We start from the raw sequence: 15,611 nt of genomic DNA, 5'->3' as shown, positions 1-15,611 counted from the left end.
GCGAAGAGATATATTTCTTTTGCAGGACTTCAGGAGTACACTATGAAAAAAACAATTGCAGCAAGCGCCGTTTTGGCGGCGGTTATCTGCGCCGCGTTTATAGGATGCGGCAAACAGGCGGCGAAGGTTCAAAACAAAGACAAGCCGCTCGTGTTTTTCAATCGGCAGCCGTCGGATCCGACGACCGGAAACATCGATATGGATTCGATGAATTGGAATGCCCAAACGTACTACGTCGGCTTCGACGCAGCCGGCGGCGGAGCGGTACAGGGAAAACTCATTACCGATTACCTTGCAAGTGCGGACGCGACAAAACTCGACCGAAACGGCGACGGAGTGATCGGCTATGTGCTCTGCATCGGAGACGTCGGTCACAACGATTCGAAAGCGCGCACGGAAGGTATCCGCAAAGCGCTCGGAACGTGGAACGGTTCGACCGATCCAGGGGCGGCACAAGAAGGTTCCGCAACGGTCGGCGGCAAAACGATGCGCGTCGTCGAACTTGAAGGAAAGGCGATGACGGGAACGGACGGTTCGACGTGGAATGCGAATGCGGCGACGGAAGCCATGGGCGGCTGGGCGACGAAGTTCGGATCGCAGATCGACTTGGTCGTTTCGAATAACGACGGTATGGCTATGGGATGCCTTCAGGCGTCGAACTATCCTGCAGGCGTTCCGATTTTCGGTTACGATGCGAACGCGGACGCGATCGAAGCGATCGGTGCCGGTAAGCTTACGGGAACCGTTTCGCAAAACGTCGATGCTCAGGCGACGGCGACGCTGCAAGTGCTGCGCAATCTGCTTGACGGTCTTACCGGCAGCGACGTTTATACGAAGGGTATTTCGGAAGCCGATCAGTACGGCAATAAAATTTCCGCGGACATCGATTATGTCTCCGATACGCGCGCGCTGCTCGCACAGAACTCCGGCGTTACTTCTTCCAATTGGGAACAGTACAAAGCGGGCAACCGCGATGCGGGGATCAAACAGACGACCGCCGCGAAGAAAAAAGTGCTGCTCACCATTTACAATTCCGCCGACAATTTCCTCTCTTCGTCTTATCTGCCGGCGCTCAATTATTATGCGCCGCTCATCGGAATCGATTTGACGGTCGTTCAGGGCGACGGGCAAAACGAATCGAGCTGTCTCGATAAATTTACCAATCTCGGAAACTACGATGCGTTTGCGATCAACATGGTCAAAACGAATTCCGGCCGCGATTATACCGATAAGTTGAAATATTGATAATTGAAAACCTCTGAAAATCGCGGTTTTCGGAGGTTTTTCTTTGATTGTTTTCGATTTGATCGGAAAGGGCTGTATTCTTAAAAAAGGATGCGGCCTTTTTTGAAACCGCGCCAATTAATAAAATACGGTAAGGTAATGTATGGATGATATTGTCCTCGAGATAAAAAACCTTTCAAAGTCTTTTGCAAAAAACAAAGTTTTGGACGGCATACATCTTCAGGTAAAAAAAAGCTCCGTGCTCGGTTTGATGGGTGAAAACGGCGCGGGCAAATCTACGATGATGAAGTGCCTGTTCGGGATCTATGCGAAAGACGAGGGTCAGTTTATGCTCGACGGAAAGCCCGTCGATTTTAAGAGTCCGAAAGAGGCGCTTGAAAACGGCGTTGCGATGGTGCATCAGGAGCTGAACCAATGCCTCGACCGTTCCGTCATGGACAACCTTTATCTCGGAAGATATCCGAAACGCTTCGGCGTAATCGATGAAGCGAAGATGCTGAAAGACAGCGTCAAGCTGTTCAACTCTTTGGATATGAACGTCGATCCGCGCACGATCATGAGATCGATGTCCGTGTCGCAGCGGCAGATGGTCGAAATCGCGAAAGCGGTTTCCTACAACGCGAAGATAATCGTGCTCGACGAACCGACTTCTTCGCTGTCCGAAAACGAAGTCGCCAAGCTTTTTTCGATCGTAAAAAATCTTAAAGAAAAAGGCGTATCGTTTATCTATATTTCCCATAAAATGGATGAAGTGTTTCTCGTGTGCGACGACGTCGCAGTTCTCCGCGACGGTAAAATGATTTTGATAAAAGATACGAAAACGACGGGAATGAACGAACTCATTTCGGCTATGGTCGGACGTTCTCTTGAAAAACGCTATCCCGACGTCGACAATGTTCCGGGGGATTACATTTTTGAAGTGAAAGGGCTGACGACGAAATACGAGCCCGTGCTCGAAGATATTTCATTCCGCGTCCGCAAGGGAGAGATCTTCGGCATCTACGGACTCGTCGGGGCGGGGCGGTCGGAATTGCTCGAAGCGCTCTTCGGTGTGCGGACGATCGCATCCGGCGAAATGATCTACGACGGAAAACGCCTTTACTTTGCGGACAGCCGCGACGCTATGGATCACGGTTTTGCGCTTGTCACTGAGGAACGGAAATTCAACGGCATGTTCGGAAAGGCTTCGATAGAATTCAATACGACGATCACGAACCTTGCAAGTTATAAATCGAACGGCATTTTGTCGAGCCGCAAATTATTTGAAGCGGCGACCCGCGAAGTAGAGCAGATGAAAACGAAATGCGTTTCCGTCGACGAAATCATCACTTCTCTTTCCGGCGGCAACCAGCAAAAAGTCATCATCGGCAAATGGATCGAGCGCGCTCCCGAAGTCTTCCTCATGGACGAGCCGACACGCGGTATCGATGTCGGAGCGAAGTATGAGATCTATCAGCTCATCATCAGAATGGCGAAAGAAGGGAAAACGATCATCGTCGTTTCGAGCGAAATGCCGGAAATCCTCGGTATTACGAATCGTATAGCCGTCATGTCGAATCATCGGCTCGCGGGTATTGTCGATACGAACGATACCGATCAGGAAGCGCTTTTGCGCCTTTCGGCGAAATATCTGTAATGCGGAGGACGTATGGAAAACGAATATGGCAATTATCTTGACGACGACAAAAAACTGAAAGAATACGGCGATAAACTCGCTGAGCTGCGTCGCAACGGTGTAAATAAAATTTCCGAGCTCAAGCAGGACATCGCATCTCTTAAGCGCAATAAGCTTATCGATTCGGCAGCTCGCAATGCGCGGATCGTCGAAGACCTGCGGCAGATCGCCGAAGCCCGCGTCGTCGCCGCGAAAAATAAAAACGAAATTTCGATTTTGCAAAAGGAAGCGGTTGCGTATGCAAATGAAATTGCCGGAATCCATATACGAAGCGTGCACGATGCGCAAAATAAAAAGATCGCTTCTCTTGCGGAAAAATATAAAAACGATATCGCTGCGATCAATACGGATTTTGCCCGACGGCGCGAAGCGATCGTCAAATCGTACCGCGGAAAAACCGCGCTTGCGGACAGAACGGCACAAAAAGAAGCGCTTTCGATAAACGGCTACGAGCATAAGGCGGCTCTCTTCGACGCGCACAGCAAATACGTATCCGACGTCGACCGCGCGAAAGCGGCAAAAAATCAGGCGTATGTCGACCGTGTGCAAAAAAATCGCAGTCTCAGAAACGGCGCGTCGCGCTTTTCGGAAAACCTGTCGCTCGGCTGGCAAAATTACGTGTACCGGTTTAAGCCGTCGAAATTCTTTTTGAATAACGGTTTGTACTTGGCGATCCTCGTGTTCTTTGTCGTGTGCATTATAGTCGCACCCGTTTCAGGAAACGGACAGCTTTTGACGCTGCCGAATATCTTTACGATACTCGAACAGGCTTCGGTTCGCATGTTCTATGCGCTCGGCGTCGCAGGCCTCATCCTCATAGCCGGTACCGATTTGAGCATCGGGCGCATGGTCGCGCTCGGCTCGGTCATCACCGGTCTTATTTTGCATCCGGGAAAAAATATCGTAACGTTTTTTCATCTCGGCCCGTGGGATTTTACGCCGCTTCCCGTTCCGGCGCGGCTTGCCCTTGCCCTCGTCATATCGATCGTGCTTTGCGTTTTATTCAGCTGCTTTGCGGGCGTGTTTACCGCAAAGCTCCGAATCCATCCGTTTATTTCGACGCTTGCGACGCAGCTCATCATCTACGGTCTTCTCTTTTTCGGCACGAGCGGTACCCCTGTCGGTTCGATCGATGCGGGCATTAAAGATATGCTCGGCGGCAGATGGGAACTCGGATTCGTTAACGGAGAGTTCGTCACTTTTCCGAAATTAATAATTCCTGCAGTCATTGCGATCGCCGTCGCATGGTTTATATGGAACAAGACGACCTTCGGTAAAAATATGTATGCGGTCGGCGGCAATTCGGAAGCGGCGAGCGTTAGCGGCATCAGCGTATTTTGGGTGACGATGAGCATATTCGCTATGGCCGGCGTGTTCTACGGTTTCGGTTCGTTTTTCGAAGCGTTCAAAGCGAACGCGAGTGCCGGTACGGGTCAGGGCTACGAACTCGATGCGATAGCAGCCTGCGTCGTCGGAGGCATTTCATTCAACGGCGGTATCGGAAAAATCGGAGGAGCTGTCATCGGCGTTATCATATTTACCGGTTTGACTTACTGCCTGACGTTCCTCGGCATCGACACGAACCTGCAGTTTGTATTTAAAGGATTGATTTTGATCGCGGCGGTCGCCCTCGATTCGATCAAATACTTAAAACGCAAATAAACCATACAATCGTCTACAGGAACCGACATCTCCGATGTTTCGCGTCGGGGATGTCGATTGATCGGAAAATACGATCTTTTTTGTTATTTGAAATTTTTTACGCCGTCCAAATCGAGCGTCGCAAAATAGTCGGCAATCGTTTCGCGCCGTCTGATTTCTTTGAATGAACCGTCGCTCCTCATGAGCACTTCGCCCGCTCTGAGCTTTCCGTTGTAATTGAATCCCATCGCTCTTCCGTGCGCGCCCGCATCGTGAATTATTAAGATATCGCCGATATCGATTTTCGGCAGGCTCCGCCGGACTGCGAATTTGTCGCAGTTTTCACACAGAGATCCGACGACGTCGTATACCCGGTCTTTTACCGCGTTTTCTTTTCCGCTGACGGTCACTTCGTGATAGGCGCCGTACATGCCGGGCCGCATTAAGTCGGCCATGCACGCGTCGACTCCGATATAGTCGCGGTAGATGTGTTTTTCGTGGATCGCCGTCGCGATAAGCCAGCCGTAGGGGCCGGTGACGGGTCTGCCGCATTCCCAATAGATACCCATGGGATCGAGATCGTTTTTAATAATTTTTTCGTCGTAGATCTTTTTGATGCCTCGCGCTACATAACCGAGATCGACCGCTTTTTGTTCCGGCTTATACGGGATACCGACGCCGCCGCCCAAATCGACGAATTCGATTTTTATGCCGAGCCTTTGCTTTATTTCGACGCAGAGATCGAAGAGAATGTCCGCCGTGTCGATAAAAAAATCGGGATTGAGTTCGTTCGAGGCGACCATCGTATGGAGTCCGAATCGTTCGACGCCTTCTTTTTTGCAGCGCGCATAGGCTTCGAAAAGCTGTTCGCGCGTCAGGCCGTATTTCGCTTCTTCGGGTTTTCCGATAATCGCGTTGCCGCCTTGCTTGAGCGGGCCGGGATTGTAGCGGAAACAGAGCAGCTTCGGTAATTTGCCGCCGAGCGCATTTTTTAAAAAATCGATGTGCGTGATGTCGTCCAAATTGATGAGGTTTCCGTGCTCGTACGCGTATTGAAATTCGGCTGCGGGCGTTTCGTTCGACGTAAATATGACCCGCTCTCCCTCGATGCCCGCCAAATCGGAGAGCACGAGTTCGGGTAAGCTCGAACAGTCGGCGCCGCATCCTTCTTCCGCGAGGATTTTAAGCATGTAGGGATTCGGCATCGCTTTTACGGCGAAGTGTTCGCGGAACTTCGGAAAGACGGAAAAGGCCTCGGTAAAGCGGCGCATGTTTTCGCGGATCGCCCTTTCATCGTAAAGGTAAAAGGGCGTCGGAAATCTTTTTATTAATTTTAAAAGCTCATCGTGTTTGAGCGGAAAATCGGAACTCATATATAACCCCGTATCGCAATGTATCTGATGCGCTTGTGTATCGCAGTTTGTCATGTCGACTATAGCATGAGCCTTAAATGAAATCAACGGTGTGAAAATATGAGTTATCGATAAGAGTTCTAAAAAAAATACTTTTCAATATGCTTTGTAATCGAAAAACCGAGATTGCCCTAACGGCGCGTATCTTAGGAAAAATAAAATTCGATTATTAAAAAAATGACTTTGTAAGAAAATGTCCAACTGTATTAGGGGGGGCGGAATAAAATTAATAATTATTAAGCTGTACTCACGTGCGCGGTATTCCGTTTTTCGTGCGCGATGCTTTCGAGTCGGATACGATGAGCGTGCCGACGGGAGCGGCTGTACTGCGGTGGTAAAAAAAAAGCTTGAAAAAAGTGTAAAAAAACGGAGGGACAAACGGAGGCAGGGCTTACGCATGAGAATCTATATTCCTCAAAAAATAACCATTACCGTAAAAAATCGGCTGCACTCCCGGCAGCAGCCCTGCCGTTCGCCGCGGCAGACCGTGATTGGAATCGGACTGCGCGAACTTTTTTACCAAAAAGTTCGCTTGCCATCGGTCTGAGCGGCTCGGCGGCATTGCCGCTGCCTCGCGTTCCGCCTTTTTTATTTTATATTATGTCTCTTTTCTGTGTATACATTTTTCATGCGTAATCCCTGAAACGGAGGGATAGGTACTTGACAGGGAGTGGGAAAAAGTAGTAAATTACAAGCTACCCGCTCAAACCGCGGGTGCGCTGTTTGACAGGCAAAGGGAAGGAAAGAAAGCAAGACGCATGCGGAGATATAAAAGTCTCCCGAATTAAGCGAGAGCAAGCGGGGACAAACGAACGGAATTAGCCCCGGAGCAATCCGGGAAACATAATGATGGAGAGTTTGATCCTGGCTCAGAACGAACGCTGGCGGCGCGTCTTAACCATGCAAGTCGAGCGGCAGGCAGCAATGCCGAGAGCGGCGGACTGGTGAGTAACACGTGGATAACGTACCCCGATGCCCGGGACAGCCTGTAGAAATAGAGGGTGATACCGGATAGATCACTGTTTACGGAAGGTAGACAGCGGGAAAGGAGCTTCGGCTCCGCGCCGGGAACGGTCTGCGGCCCATCAGCTGGACGGCGGGGTAACGGCCCGCCGTGGCGAGGACGGGTATCCGGCCTGAGAGGGCGGACGGACACATTGGGACTGAGATACGGCCCAGACTCCTACGGGAGGCAGCAGGTAAGAATATTCCGCAATGGGGGGAACCCTGACGGAGCGACGCCGCGTGAACGAAGAAGGCCGGAAGGTTGTAAAGTTCTTTTCTGTCCGAGGAATAAGTTTTGGAGGAAATGCCAAGATGGTGACGGTAGGGCAGGAATAAGCACCGGCTAATTACGTGCCAGCAGCCGCGGTAACACGTAAGGTGCGAGCGTTGTTCGGAATTATTGGGCGTAAAGGGCATGCAGGCGGGTCGCCAAGCTTGGTAAGAAATACCGGGGCTCAACTCCGGAGCTATATTGAGAACTGGCGAGCTAGAGTTGCCGAAGGGTATCCGGAATTCCGCGTGAAGGGGTGAAATCTGTAGATATGCGGAAGAACACCGATGGCGAAGGCAGGATACCGGCGGACGACTGACGCTGAGGTGCGAAGGTGCGGGGAGCAAACAGGATTAGATACCCTGGTAGTCCGCACAGTCAACGATGTACACTGGGCGTGTGCGCAAGAGCGTGCGTGCCGAAGCAAACGCGATAAGTGTACCGCCTGGGGAGTATGCCCGCAAGGGTGAAACTCAAAGGAATTGACGGGGGCCCGCACAAGCGGTGGAGCATGTGGTTTAATTCGATGGTACGCGAGGAACCTTACCTGGGTTTGACATCAAGAGGGATCATATAGAGATATGTGAGCGTAGCAATACGGCTCTTGACAGGTGCTGCATGGCTGTCGTCAGCTCGTGCCGTGAGGTGTTGGGTTAAGTCCCGCAACGAGCGCAACCCCTACTGCCGGTTACTAACAGGTAGAGCTGAGGACTCAGGCGGAACTGCCTGCGACAAGCAGGAGGAAGGCGGGGACGACGTCAAGTCATCATGGCCCTTATGTCCAGGGCTACACACGTGCTACAATGGCCGCCACAGAGCGGGGCGAAGCCGAGAGGCGGAGCAGAACGCAGAAAAGCGGTCGTAGTCCGGATTGAAGTCTGAAACTCGACTTCATGAAGCTGGAATCGCTAGTAACCGCACATCAGCACGGCGCGGTGAATACGTTCCCGGGCCTTGTACACACCGCCCGTCACACCATCCGAGCAGGGGGTACCCGAAGCCGGCAGTCCAACCGCAAGGGGGACGCTGTCGAAGGTACGCTTTGTGAGGGGGGTGAAGTCGTAACAAGGTAGTCGTACCGGAAGGTGCGGCTGGATCACCTCCTTTTCCAAGGGAAGAGGAGCGCGCAGTGTACGCGCGCAACCCGCATGTGTCGGAGGATGCTGTTTGAAAACAACAGTTTTCGAACAGTGTCCGCTTTCTTTCTTTCCCTGTGCCGAAAACGGTGCGAGGGGATATAGCTCAGCTGGCTAGAGCACCGGCTTTGCAAGCCGGGTGTCAGGGGTTCAAATCCCCTTATCTCCATAAATCTTTTATTAATAATTAATAAAGATATGCTCTTTGAAAATATAGGGAAGGGAAGAAGGTTTGAGCGCTGGAGCGGTTGGAAGCTTTAGGCGCGGGAAAGAGAATATGGTCAAGCAAGAAGAGGTTTGCGGCGGATGCCTGGGAGCTGTCCGGCGAAGAAGGCCGCGGTAAGCTGCGAAAAGCTGCGGGGAGGAGCACACATCCTGAGATCCGCAGATAGCCGAATGGGGTAACCCGTATGTCGTAAGGCATACACCGCGCGCGGGAAGAAGATACTGCAGCGGAGCGATACTGCGTGAAGTGAACCATCTAAGTAACGCGGGAAGAGAAATCAAAAGAGATTGCGCAAGTAGCGGCGAGCGAACGCGCAGGAGCCTAAACCCTTTTGTGGGGTGTTGCAGGGCCGCACGGGGATGACCCGTGGAGTTGGTGAGAAAACCGATATGTAGCGGAAGCGTCTGGAAAGGCGCGCGAAACAGCGTGAAAGCCGCGTATGCGAAAGATATCGGACTCCATGGTGCGGTACCTAAGTAGGGCGGGGCACGAGAAACCCTGTTTGAATCCGGGTCGACCACGATCCAAGGCTAAATACGAGACAGCTACCGACAGCGAAGAGTACCGTGAGGGAACGGCGAAAAGAACCCCGGTGAGGGGAGTGAAAGAGAACCTGAAACCGCAAACCGACAAGATGTCACGGCGCGCGAGCGTTGTGGCGTGTCTTTTGTAGAATAAACCTGCGAGTTGCGCTGCGCGGCGAGGCTAAGGGTTGGAAGATCCGGAGCCGGAGCGAAAGCGAGTGTGAAAAGTGCGAAAAGTCGCGTGACGCAGACCCGAAGCCAAGGTGATCTAATTATGGGCAGGCTGAAGGCAGGGTGAAACCTGTTGGAGGGCCGAACAGTAATCTGTTAAAAAAGGTAGTGATGACCTGTGATTAGGAGTGAAAGGCTAAACAAACCTGGAAATAGCTGGCTCTCCCCGAAATGCCTTTAGGGACAGCCTCATGCAAAGCGGAAGGAGGTAAAGCACCGGATGGGATAGGGGGCGTCACAGTCTACCGACACCAATCGAACTCAGAATGCCATCCGCCAACGCATGGGAGTGAGACTGTGTGCTCCAAGGTTCATAGTCGAGAGGGAAACAGCCCGGACCGACGGCAAAGGTCCCAAAATAACGCTCAGTGTGAAATGAGGTGCGTCTGCACAGACAGCCAGGAGGTTGGCTCAGAAGCAGCCATTCCTTAAAAGAGTGCGTAACAGCTCACTGGTCGAGCAGGCGTGCGCAGACAATGTAACGGGGCTAAGCGTTATACCGAAGCCGCGGGCCCGCATTGTAAGAGATGCGGGCGGTAGGGGAGCATTGCGCTAACCGAAGAAGGCGTACCTGTGAGGGGCGCTGGAGGAAGCGGAAGAGAGAATGCAGGCACAAGTAACGAAAAGACGGGTGAGATTCCCGTCCGCCGAAAGCCTGAGGATTCCCGGGTAAAGGCAATCTGCCCGGGGTAAGTCGGCCCCTAAGGCGAGGACGAAAGTCGTAGTCGATGGGAAATCGGTTCAAAATCCGATACCCGGCTCAGTTTTGAAGGCAGGACGCATGAGGTGAAATCCGGCAGAAGAACGGTAGTTTCTGTCCAAGCGGTAAGGTGTTGAGAGGGCGGTTAAAAGAGCCCTTGAGCTGAGCCGTTACGGGGAGCGGAGCGCAGGCGAAGCGAAGCGGATGTAATCAAGGTGCCGGGAAATACTGTCTAAAGCTAGGCTGAGTCGGACCGTACCGGAAACGGACACACGCAGGCAGGATGAGTAATCTAAGGCGCACGAGCGACCCCGCGTTAAGGAACTCGGCAAAAAGCACACGTAACTTCGGAAGAAGTGTGGCTCACGCTGATAAGGATGTGAGCGGCAGAAAGCAGGCCCAGGCGACTGTTTACCAAAAACACAGCCATCTGCGAACCGGCAACGGGACGTATAGGTGGTGACACCTGCCCGGTACCGGAAGGTTAAGGGGAGGGGTTAGCAGCAATGCGAAGCTCCGAACCGAAGCCCCGGCAAACGGCGGCCGTAACTATAACGGTCCTAAGGTAGCGAAATTCCTTGTCGGGTAAGTTCCGACCCGCACGAATGGTGTAACGATTCTGGGCGCTGTCTCAACGCGGGACTCGGTGAAACTTATATTCCGGTAAAGAAGCCGGATACCCGTAATTAGACGGAAAGACCCCGTGAACCTTCACCGCAGCTTATCACTGGGATTCTATCCGCCATGTGTAGGATAGCCGGGAGGCTGTGAAGCGTGCGCGTCAGCGTGCGTGGAGCCGTTGGTGAAATACCGGCCCTGGCGGATGGGATTTCTAACTCCGGTCCGTGAAGCCGGAAGGGGGACAGTGATTGGCGGGCGGTTTGACTGGGGCGGTCGCCTCCTAAAGGGTAACGGAGGCGCGCGAAGGTCTCCTCGCGGTGGTTGGAAATCATCGTACGAGTGTAAAGGCACAAGGAGGCTTGACTGCGAGTGAGACATCACGAGCAGGTGCGAAAGCAGGTCTTAGTGATCTGGCGGCGGCAAGTGGAAGCGCCGTCACTTAACGGACAAAAGGTACTCCGGGGATAACAGGCTGATTTTCCCCAAGAGTTCACATCGACGGGAAAGTTTGGCACCTCGATGTCGGCTCATCGCATCCTGGGGCTGGAGCAGGTCCCAAGGGTTTGGCTGTTCGCCAATTAAAGCGGTACGTGAGCTGGGTTCAGAACGTCGCGAGACAGTTCGGTCCCTATCTGTTACGGGCGTTGGAAGTTTGAGAGGAGCTGCTTTTAGTACGAGAGGACCGAAGCGGACGAACCTCTGGTATACCGGTTATCCTGCCAAGGGTAAGTGCCGGGTGGCTACGTTCGGAAGGGATAACCGCTGAAAGCATCTAAGCGGGAAGCCCGCCTCAAGATGAGACATCCCTGAGGGTATAACCCTCCTAAAGACCCCGGAGACACTATCCGGTTGATAGGCTGCAGGTGCAGGCACGGCGACGTGCACAGCCGAGCAGTACTAATAGGTCGTGAGGCTTGACCATATTATCGTTCCCGTGCTTATGCGCGAAACACTATACAGACGAGCACATAAAAGCTCGTGTGAAACGACGGCAGGCGATTGAAAACGTAAAATGTTTTGAGATGCCTGCTCCTTCTTCCTGTTTCTTTTTTTCAGGCAATTATTGCCCGGTGGCCATGGCGGGGAGGAAATACCCGTTCCCATTCCGAACACGGAAGTCAAGCTCCCTTGCGCCGATGATACTGCTTATCAAGCGGGAAAGTAGGCAGCTGCCGGGCTCTTTTTTATAAAACAAGCGCTCGAAATTAATAATCATGTTACTCGGCATATGCGGGACAAAATTTTCAGTATTTTCAAATTATTAATTTCTATAACTTGTATTTGAAGCGTCATTTGCAGTTTTCCTATATCGTTTTTATCCAAAGCGATATGTACTCGCCGTAACGCGGCGGATCAATATTTTATAATTTCGCATCATCGCATCGGTAAGGCGACCTGCTTTTACATCAAGTTCCCCTGCATCAAGATTATCATACAGACGATTAAAAAAAAGTGCTTTTTTCAAAAGTTTCCATACTCATAATCACCATATCGCCGTAACCGTTTTTTGTTATAAAAACAGGTTCATCGCTTTCATGGCACAAGGCGGAAATATGTGCAGTGTTCTTTAAATCACGTATCGGAACTATTTGCGGCATAAGATCCTCCATGCCGTAATTGTACCGCACTAAGTTCGTAGTGTCTACGAAAAATTATAATATACCGGTCAATAAGCGGTACGGACAAAAATAAACTATCACTAGTGAACAGTTCGAGCCTGTGCGTTTACCCTTCCCTATATTTTTTCAGCGCCTTTTTTAAGCACTTGATTGCCCAATCGTAATGGCTCGACATTGCCGAAACGCAGTAACTGCCGAGCGTCGTCGTGCCCGTCCAATCGAAAGCGCCTTTGGAAAAAAGTTCTTCGTCGGAAAACGTTTCGATAAGCGCCATAACCTCTTTGTGCGTTTTTTTCAGCATGCTCTCGGCGGCGGCATACGGCGTTTCCCGGTGCTTTTTCCAAAATCCGACGTTCATTGCAGGATAGGTTTTCCAATTATAGGGCTCAGGCAAAAAGGCGGCGGGTTTTCCTTTTGTATTTGACCGTATCCAATTCAGCAAAAGACAGTGCCATTCGTACAAGTGAACCAAAACGTCGCGTACGTTTTTATCGCGTTCGTTCGGAAAGATATCGGCGGCTTTTTCTTTGTCGGTCATTCCGTCGATTAAAGTCCGCAGTTTTGCAAATTGTTCGTTTGAAGCTTGAATTAAATCGGCCTTTGTCGCAGGTCTGGGCATTGGTTATTCCTCTTGTTTTTTTGTGCCTGCACGGAGGCTTTTCCTTACATAATCGAATTTGTGCATGAATGTAGGATTATTTCGTAGTTGTCTTAGAATATAGCGCTCCTGACATCTTGGATGATATACATTCCAAAAACTTTTACATACAAGGTTTTGAGTTTCGCGGTATTCTTCTTTTCTTCCTAAATGAATAATATAAGCGTTTTTATTCATTGGTATTTTCTTATGATGAGTTAATAAGTGGGAGGATGCCAAACGTGGCTCCGGAAGTATCTTTACTTGTTCAATAACCGTTTCGTAAGACATAATGGGGCTCCGTGTTGATTATAACTTATTGGTTTCCATCATCCTATCGTAATGCTCTTTCCCAATAGTATTAAAGATTGATTCAAACACTTCAAACAACTTCGATGGATTAGCATTATGAATCTTCTGAAAATAAAAATTATCAAAGGGTGAGACCTTGTGACTTTCATCATTGATCATTGAAATAAAAGCAACTTTCAAATAATGATCGATAGTATCTTTATTATCATCTACTAAAACAGTTGCCCAAGCATCCGTACCAAGCCCTATAAAGTTGGCATAGCTTTCTAAAATACGTCTAAATAAATTTGCGAGCAAAATATTTTGTTCCTTGTTAGCATCAGATAATTTCCCTTTTGCTTCTTTTATTGTTTGCCACATCAATGCATAGTCATCGCATTCTTTATATTCACGTTGTTTTATATATGTTTCATTGATCTCACTTTTTTCGACTAAATAATGCTGTTGGGATTTACATATCGGTCGTTTTTGCATTGCAACTTCTTTATAAAAGTAATAATTATGAGTTAATATGAAAACTTGTTCAAAATTGCCATTTAAGAACACTTGCTTTTCTGTTTTTCCTTTGTATTCTATCAACCTATTTATTAATGTTGAAACGATAAACAGTACTTGGCTATCCATACTTGAAACAGGGTCGTCAATAACAATTATTTTCTTTTTTTCAGAACTCCCCTGAATATCCGTGGTACCTAAACAAAGTTGGTAGAAATATAAGAACGAAATAAAATTGCTTTCTCCTTCACTCAAACTATTAAATATATTCTCCTCAAGAACTTCTGAATTTCTTGATAAATAATACCGGGAGATATTATTTTCTTTATTTTGTTCATTGATTTCAAAGCCCATAAAACCGGAGTTTTTTAAAATTTGATTTATATTATAAACAGCTTCTGTAGTATTAACAGTTTTTCCTCTTAGAGCAGTATTTTCTTGTTGTAATTGTTGCATTTCCGTTAGCAGTTTCTCAATTTCAGCTTTATTTTTAGTGATAATTCCATTAGTCTCTTCAACATCCTTTTGAGATTTCAAAATATCGTCTTTGCAGTCAAGAGCAATATAATCCCATATTTGTTTTTCTAAAGACTTTTTTTGAGTATCAAGAGAGCTGACAAGATTATTATTATTTTCTATTTCCTTATTAATTTTTAATAGTATATCTTTAAATGATTCTGTTATATCACCAAGTGTTTTCCTTTCATTCGGTGCATTGATTTTATCACTTATTATTTTTAAGTTAGTATCATAAATAGTTTTTAAGCTCATTTGTAGATTTGAAACAATGTTTTTCACATTGTATTTTTCATATACGGCTTGAATATTTTGCAAAACCCTTTTGAATGTATTCTCATAAATAATTTTTTCACTTTTTATTTTATCTATCTTTTGTTTTGATGATTCATCAAAAATATCATTTAATTGTGAAATAAAATCGTCGTCTATCGTTTCTTTTTGACAAAATGGACATACGACTTTTGTCTTCTCGAGAAATACTTTGCCCTGTGCAACCCAAGATTTTAAACCAAATTCATTTATCAATTTTGCTAACTGTACATCTTCTTTGCCTACAATAACTTCTTGTAATAATACTGATAGTTCATTATGTTTTTGCAATAGCTCATCAAACAACTGTATATCAAGTGAAATATCAATGTTGCTTAAATTATCCTCATAAAGTTTTTTATATAAATCATTTAGAGTCCTAAACTCTGGTTTTACAATACTATTGTTCTGAATAATAGTTTCAAGTTTTTCTAAATTATTTTTCGCACTTCCCTTGTGATCGAGCTGTATTCTTGAAAAGGAACTAAAAATCTTTCTTTTGTCAAAGCATTTATCAGTCAATTCTTTTCTATGTTGTATTTTTTGCTTGTCAAGAATGTCATTTCTTTCTACAAGTTCATTTTTTGTTTTAAGTTTATTAGTAATAGCTTCTTCGTTTACTTTTATCTGCTTATCAATTTCAGCATTCTTTTGATTTAATGAAAAAACACCTTTTAGAGTTTGGCTCTGCCTAAAATTTCTCTCGACAAAATCTTGGTTAAACACAAGGATTTCTTCCTGCATAGGGTTATAGTTGTCTTTTAGACATGATGAGTATTTATTTTCCGGATCATCAATTACAAGCGATTGCAAATATTTTGCTATTGTAGATTTTCCGGAACCGTTGTTTCCAAAAAAATAATTGAGCCGTTTTAAGCCCTCAATTTTAACACCAACCTGATTATAAGTCGCGACGTTTTTCATCGTAATTTCAGTAATCATCTATCTCCCCTTCCATAATTTTCCCCTCATCCTTCCTCGTTCCGTATGCTCCATATACAACAGTATTTATCTACTTATTCAAATTGTCAAT

General features: G+C 47.9%; 8 protein-coding genes, 1 tRNA gene and 3 rRNA genes. 7 read left to right on the top strand and 5 right to left on the bottom strand.

Going from position 1 to position 15,611, the window contains the following annotated elements; genetic code table 11:
* Positions 1–42: 42 nt before the first annotated feature.
* The 3 genes from HRI97_RS08310 (at position 43) to HRI97_RS08300 (ending at position 4,582) form a co-directional block, all read left to right on the top strand.
* Positions 43–1,245: a substrate-binding domain-containing protein gene (locus HRI97_RS08310; RefSeq protein WP_253725015.1), complete on the top strand. Its 1,203-nt coding sequence runs from the start codon at positions 43–45 to the stop codon at positions 1,243–1,245.
* 142 nt (positions 1,246–1,387) lie between these two features.
* Positions 1,388–2,881, top strand: coding sequence for a sugar ABC transporter ATP-binding protein (locus HRI97_RS08305; RefSeq protein WP_253725014.1), 1,494 nt, complete (start codon positions 1,388–1,390; stop codon positions 2,879–2,881).
* A 12-nt stretch (positions 2,882–2,893) separates the two neighbouring features.
* A complete protein-coding gene (locus HRI97_RS08300) occupies positions 2,894–4,582 on the top strand; it encodes an ABC transporter permease subunit (RefSeq protein WP_253725013.1) in 1,689 nt (562 codons plus the stop codon).
* Positions 4,583–4,665: 83 nt separating this feature from the next.
* On the opposite strand, the gene HRI97_RS08295 is transcribed toward HRI97_RS08300, so the two are convergent.
* Positions 4,666–5,934: a diaminopimelate decarboxylase family protein gene (locus HRI97_RS08295; RefSeq protein WP_253725012.1), complete on the bottom strand. Its 1,269-nt coding sequence runs from the start codon at positions 5,932–5,934 to the stop codon at positions 4,666–4,668.
* Between the two features lie 885 nt (positions 5,935–6,819).
* Here HRI97_RS08295 and HRI97_RS08290 point away from each other — a divergent pair.
* From HRI97_RS08290 to rrf, 4 genes are all read left to right on the top strand, one after another.
* A 16S ribosomal RNA gene (locus HRI97_RS08290) occupies positions 6,820–8,356 on the top strand.
* Positions 8,357–8,480: 124 nt separating this feature from the next.
* A tRNA-Ala gene (locus HRI97_RS08285) sits at positions 8,481–8,554 on the top strand.
* A 110-nt stretch (positions 8,555–8,664) separates the two neighbouring features.
* Positions 8,665–11,609, top strand: a 23S ribosomal RNA gene (locus tag HRI97_RS08280).
* Between the two features lie 144 nt (positions 11,610–11,753).
* A 5S ribosomal RNA gene (gene rrf, locus HRI97_RS08275) occupies positions 11,754–11,865 on the top strand.
* The 16S, 23S and 5S rRNA genes sit together here with 1 tRNA gene alongside, the layout of an rRNA operon.
* A gap of 264 nt (positions 11,866–12,129) precedes the next feature.
* Here the strand turns inward: rrf and HRI97_RS12705 are convergent.
* The 4 genes from HRI97_RS12705 to HRI97_RS08255 all read right to left on the bottom strand — a co-directional run bounded on the left by HRI97_RS12705 (position 12,130) and on the right by HRI97_RS08255 (position 15,520).
* Positions 12,130–12,297 carry a type II toxin-antitoxin system Phd/YefM family antitoxin gene (locus HRI97_RS12705; RefSeq protein ID WP_423839324.1) on the bottom strand — a complete coding sequence of 56 codons (168 nt, stop codon included), beginning with the start codon at positions 12,295–12,297 and terminating at the stop codon, positions 12,130–12,132.
* A 115-nt stretch (positions 12,298–12,412) separates the two neighbouring features.
* Positions 12,413–12,925 carry a ClbS/DfsB family four-helix bundle protein gene (locus HRI97_RS08265; RefSeq protein ID WP_253725011.1) on the bottom strand — a complete coding sequence of 171 codons (513 nt, stop codon included), beginning with the start codon at positions 12,923–12,925 and terminating at the stop codon, positions 12,413–12,415.
* Positions 12,926–12,928: 3 nt separating this feature from the next.
* Positions 12,929–13,234, bottom strand: coding sequence for a hypothetical protein (locus HRI97_RS08260; protein WP_253725010.1), 306 nt, complete (start codon positions 13,232–13,234; stop codon positions 12,929–12,931).
* Between the two features lie 18 nt (positions 13,235–13,252).
* Positions 13,253–15,520: an AAA family ATPase gene (locus HRI97_RS08255; RefSeq protein ID WP_253725009.1), complete on the bottom strand. Its 2,268-nt coding sequence runs from the start codon at positions 15,518–15,520 to the stop codon at positions 13,253–13,255.
* Between the last annotated feature and the right edge of the window lie 91 nt (positions 15,521–15,611).

The sequence above is a fragment of the Treponema socranskii subsp. buccale genome (assembly GCF_024181585.1).
GTDB lineage: Bacteria > Spirochaetota > Spirochaetia > Treponematales > Treponemataceae > Treponema_D > Treponema_D buccale.
The sequence above is the reverse complement of the archived record's forward strand: the minus strand, read 5'-3'. Positions and strand labels throughout refer to the sequence as shown.

Bases quoted from the DNA above. Each gene is read 5' to 3' on its own strand.
- HRI97_RS08310 (WP_253725015.1), top strand. From the start codon at position 43: ATGAAAAAAACAATTGCAGCAAGCGCCGTTTTGGCGGCGGTTATCTGC.
- HRI97_RS08305 (WP_253725014.1), top strand. From the start codon at position 1,388: ATGGATGATATTGTCCTCGAGATAAAAAACCTTTCAAAGTCTTTTGCA.
- HRI97_RS08300 (WP_253725013.1), top strand. From the start codon at position 2,894: ATGGAAAACGAATATGGCAATTATCTTGACGACGACAAAAAACTGAAA.
- HRI97_RS08295 (WP_253725012.1), bottom strand. From the start codon at position 5,934: ATGAGTTCCGATTTTCCGCTCAAACACGATGAGCTTTTAAAATTAATA.
- HRI97_RS12705 (WP_423839324.1), bottom strand. From the start codon at position 12,297: ATGGAGGATCTTATGCCGCAAATAGTTCCGATACGTGATTTAAAGAAC.
- HRI97_RS08265 (WP_253725011.1), bottom strand. From the start codon at position 12,925: ATGCCCAGACCTGCGACAAAGGCCGATTTAATTCAAGCTTCAAACGAA.
- HRI97_RS08260 (WP_253725010.1), bottom strand. From the start codon at position 13,234: ATGTCTTACGAAACGGTTATTGAACAAGTAAAGATACTTCCGGAGCCA.
- HRI97_RS08255 (WP_253725009.1), bottom strand. From the start codon at position 15,520: ATGATTACTGAAATTACGATGAAAAACGTCGCGACTTATAATCAGGTT.